Annotated in this window: 1 protein-coding gene; it reads left to right on the top strand. The window is 49.2% G+C overall.

Annotated features, from left to right (window positions below; all coding sequences use genetic code 11):
* Positions 1 to 156: 156 nt before the first annotated feature.
* Positions 157 to 455: CHC2 zinc finger domain-containing protein (locus tag AC3DE3_RS17355; protein ID WP_488370865.1), on the top strand; the 299-nt coding region annotated here is incomplete at its 3' end.

Genomic DNA, 455 nt, shown 5'->3' with positions numbered 1-455 from the left:
CACCTCGCATGTGTACCGCTTGCGCGGCCAGTTATCTACGCTAGTAGCCCTGCCACTGGTTGTACTGCCATGCGTCTGCCTATTCCGCCACCCTTCTAATCCACTCACATCTTTTGTTATTATTACCCCCAGGCAACAAAGCGCAAGGAGCTACCCATGTACAAAGTGGATTTCCGGCTTGTTAAAAGCTACGCCTCCATTCAGCAAGTAGCTGAACACCTCAACATACAAATTAAAGGCGGAAGGGCTATGTGCCCCAAAAACCAAGGAGACGGGCGAGAACTCGCCATTGATACCACTACCGATCTCTTCAAATGTTTCGGCTGTGGAGATAGGGGCGGAGATCAAATCGCGCTCTATGCTCATGTAAAAGGGATGACATTAAAACAAGCGGCACTGGAACTGCAAAAGCACTTTCATGGTTACGAGCCTAAAAAGAAAGGTCTACCACCGGA

It is taken from the genome of Dietzia sp. IBK-p2-16D (genome assembly GCF_057773085.1).
The sequence above is the reverse complement of the archived record's forward strand: the minus strand, read 5'-3'. Positions and strand labels throughout refer to the sequence as shown.